Annotated in this window: 3 protein-coding genes and 1 tRNA gene; all 4 read left to right on the top strand. The window is 60.5% G+C overall.

Features of this window, described 5'->3' with window-relative positions; translation table 11 throughout:
* On the top strand, positions 1-1003 hold a 1003-nt coding region (locus NDI87_RS17015; protein WP_296276774.1), incomplete at its 5' end, for an amidophosphoribosyltransferase.
* Positions 1004-1005: 2 nt separating this feature from the next.
* Entirely contained in the window at positions 1006-2229 is a 1224-nt protein-coding gene (locus tag NDI87_RS17010; protein WP_296276772.1) for an O-succinylhomoserine sulfhydrylase, read from the top strand.
* Entirely contained in the window at positions 2226-3617 is a 1392-nt protein-coding gene (gene gltX, locus NDI87_RS17005; protein ID WP_296276770.1) for a glutamate--tRNA ligase, read from the top strand. Before NDI87_RS17010 ends, gltX begins: the two co-directional genes overlap by 4 nt.
* Positions 3618-3674: 57 nt before the next feature.
* A tRNA-Ala gene (locus NDI87_RS17000) sits at positions 3675-3750 on the top strand.
* Positions 3751-3792 lie beyond the last annotated feature (42 nt).

Genomic DNA, 3792 nt, shown 5'->3' with positions numbered 1-3792 from the left:
GGGTTCCTATGCCGTGATTGCCCTGATTGCCGGCCATGGCGTGCTGGCGTGTCGCGACCCGTGTGGTATCCGGCCATTGTGCATGGGCGTGGCTGACGGCACCGTGATGCTGGCCAGCGAATCGGTGGCCATGGAGGGCACCAACCACAAGTTTGACCGCAATATCCAGCCCGGCGAGGCTGTGTTCATTGACCTGCAAGGCCAGGTGCATGCGCAGCAGTGCGCTGATCATCCGGTGCTGAATCCCTGTATTTTTGAGTTCGTCTATCTGGCGCGTCCCGACTCGGTGATGGACAACATCTCGGTCTACCAGGCCCGCCTGAATCTGGGTGAGACCCTGGCCAAGCGGGTGATCTCGACGGTGCCGCCCAGCGAGATCGATGTGGTCATTCCGATCCCCGAGTCCAGCCGCCCCAGCGCGGCCCAATTGGCGCAATTGCTGGGCTTGCCCTACCGCGAAGGCTTTGTCAAAAACCGCTATGTCGGGCGCACCTTCATCATGCCGGGGCAATCGGTGCGCAAAAAGTCGGTGCGTCAAAAGCTCAACGTGATCGCCAGCGAATTCAAGGGCCGCAATGTGCTGCTGGTGGATGACTCCATCGTGCGCGGCACCACGTCCAAGGAAATCGTGCAAATGGCGCGCGATGCCGGTGCCAACAAGGTGTACATGGCCAGCGCGGCACCGCCCGTGCGTTACCCCAACGTCTATGGCATTGACATGCCCACGTCGAGCGAGCTGGTGGCCCATAACCGCACGGTCGAGCAGATCCGCCAAATTATCGGTTGTGATGCCCTGATTTACCAGGATGTGGATGGCATGAAGAAAGCCATTGGTTCGCTCAACCCCAGCATCAAGGACTTTGATGCGTCCTGCTTTGACGGGGTCTACGTCACCGGGGACATCACGCTGGAAGACATCGAGCGGCTGAACGCCAGCCGCGTCGTAGGTGATGAAACCCTGGAGGACAACTCGCGTCTGGCCCTGCCCAACCACGAAGACTGACCATGACTGTTAAAAAACTTCCTGACAACCTGCACCGTGACACGCTGGCGGTGCGCGCCGGCATTGCGCCCAGCCAGTATGGTGAAAACTCGGAAGCGCTGTACCTGACCAGCAGTTTTGTGCAGCCCGATGCCGAAACCGCGCGCAAACGTTTTGCCAACGAGGAAGACGGCTACACCTACACCCGTGTGGGCAACCCGACCGTGACCGGCATGGAACAGCGCCTGGCTGCTCTGGAAGGCACCGAAACCGCGATGGCCACATCAAGCGGCATGTCCGCCATCTTGTTGCTGGGCATGGGTCTGTTGCGCGCGGGTGACCATGTGGTCTGTTCACAGTCGGTGTTTGGCGCCACGCTGCGCCTGTTTGCCGTTGAGTTCGCCAAGTTCGGTGTTGAGACCACGTTTGTGTCGCAAACCGATGTGGACCAGTGGCGCGCTGCGCTCAAGCCCAATACCAAACTGTTGTTTGCCGAAACGCCGACAAACCCGCTCACCGACATTTGCGACATTGCCGCGCTCGCCGAGGTGGCGCATGCGGGTGGTGCGCTGCTGGCGGTGGACAACTGTTTTTGCACCCCCGCGCTGCAACGACCGGTGGAATTTGGCGCAGACTTTGTCATCCACTCCGGCACCAAATACCTGGATGGCCAGGGGCGCGTGATGGCAGGGGCGATTTGTTGCAACCAGAAATATGTCAACGATGTGTTCTGGCCGATCAACCGCACTGCGGGCATGGTGCTGTCGCCCTTCAACGCCTGGGTGGTCACCAAAGGCATGGAAACCTTGGCGATTCGCATGCGCGCCCAGTGCGACAGTGCACTGGCGCTGGCCCAATGGTTAGAGGAACAACCCAATGTGGCGCACGTTTATTACCCCGGCTTGACCTCTCACCCGCAGCACGAACTGGCGATGCGCCAGCAAAGCGGTCTGGGCGGCGCCGTGGTGTCGTTTGATGTGCGCGCATCCGATGCGGCGCAGGCCCGCAAGCGCGCGTTTCATGTGATCGACAGCACGCAGGTGTGTTCGGTCACGACCAATCTGGGTGACACCAAAACCACTATTGCCCACCCCGCCACCACCTCGCATGGGCGCCTGACCGAAGTACAGCGCCAAGCCGCCGGCATTGGCCAGGGCCTGATCCGCGTCGCCATGGGCCTGGAGCATCTGGGCGACATCCAGGCCGACCTGGCTCGTGGCCTGCAACAACTCGACACTCTGCAATGACCAAAACCCGCACCCGTTTCGCCCCGTCGCCGACCGGCTTCATTCACCTGGGCAACATCCGTTCCGCACTCTATCCCTGGGCCTTTGCCCGATCGACCGGCGGCGACTTTATCTTGCGCATCGAGGACACCGATCTGGAGCGTTCCACCCAGGCGGCGGTGGATGTGATCATCGAAAGCATGAACTGGCTGGGGCTTGATTACGACGAGGGCCCGTTTTACCAAATGCTGCGCATGGACCGCTACAAGGCGGTGCTGGCCGAGATGGTGGCCGCAGGCCATGTTTACCCCTGCTACATGAGCATGGCCGAGCTCGATGCCCTGCGTGAAGCTCAGACCGCTGCCAAGGAAAAGCCGCGCTACGACGGCACCTGGCGCCCGGCGCCGGGCAAAACCCTGCCGCCGATTCCTGCAGGTGTGCAACCCGTGCTGCGCTTCAAAAACCCGCAAGGCGGCTCGGTGGTGTGGGACGACAAGGTCAAGGGTCGCATCGAAATCAGCAACGACGAGCTCGACGACCTGGTAATCGCACGCCCGGACGGCACCCCCACCTACAACTTTTGCGTGGTGGTGGACGACCTCGACATGGCCATCACCCATGTGATTCGCGGTGATGACCACGTCAACAACACGCCGCGCCAGATCAACATCTTCAAGGCGCTGGGCAAGGAGCCGCCGGTGTATGCCCATTTGCCCACTGTGCTCAACGAGCAGGGCGAAAAAATGAGCAAGCGCAACGGTGCCAAGCCGGTGACGCAGTACCGCGAAGAAGGCTATCTGCCCGATGCCATGGTGAACTACCTGGCGCGCCTGGGCTGGAGCCATGGCGACGACGAGATTTTCAGCCGGGCGCAGTTTCTGGAATGGTTCAACCTGGACCATCTGGGCAAGAGCGCGGCGCAGTTTGACGAGGCCAAGCTGCGCTGGGTCAATGCACAGCACATCAAGCTTACCGCCGACGAGATGCTGGCGCCTCTGGTGCAGGCACAGCTTGCCAAGCGTGGCATCCAAGCCGATGCACGCCTGACCGGCATTTGCGCGCTGTTCAAGGACCGCTGTGACACCACCGTGGCGCTGGCCGACTGGGCGGCGGTGTTTTATGCCGACGTACAACCCGCCGAAGCTGATCTGGCCCAGCATGTGACCGACGCCGTCAAACCGGCGCTGGCCATGCTGGCTGACAAGTTTGCCACCTGCGCCTGGGACAAGGCGGGTATTGCCGCCGCCATCAAGGAAGTGCTGACGGCTTGCGGCCTGAAAATGCCGCATTTGGCCATGCCGGTGCGCGTGTTGGTGGTGGGAAATGCGCACACGCCATCGCTGGATGCCTTGCTGGCTCTTTTTGATCGTGAAAAAGTTATCGCCAGATTAAAAGTGGCCAAAAAATAACGCTATAATTTGAGGCTTGGAAACAAACACTGCTTCTAACGAAGTGGTTGTGGATTCGGGGGTATAGCTCAGCTGGGAGAGCGCTTGCATGGCATGCAAGAGGTCAGCGGTTCGATCCCGCTTACCTCCACCAAAGTTTTCAAGAATGACGGAAGTCCAAAGGTTATGACCCCAT

Origin of the sequence: Rhodoferax sp. (assembly GCF_023701345.1) — a bacterium.
Lineage (GTDB): Bacteria > Pseudomonadota > Gammaproteobacteria > Burkholderiales > Burkholderiaceae_C > Rhodoferax.
Note: the sequence above shows the minus strand (reverse complement) of the source record. Positions and strands in the feature narration are given on the sequence as shown.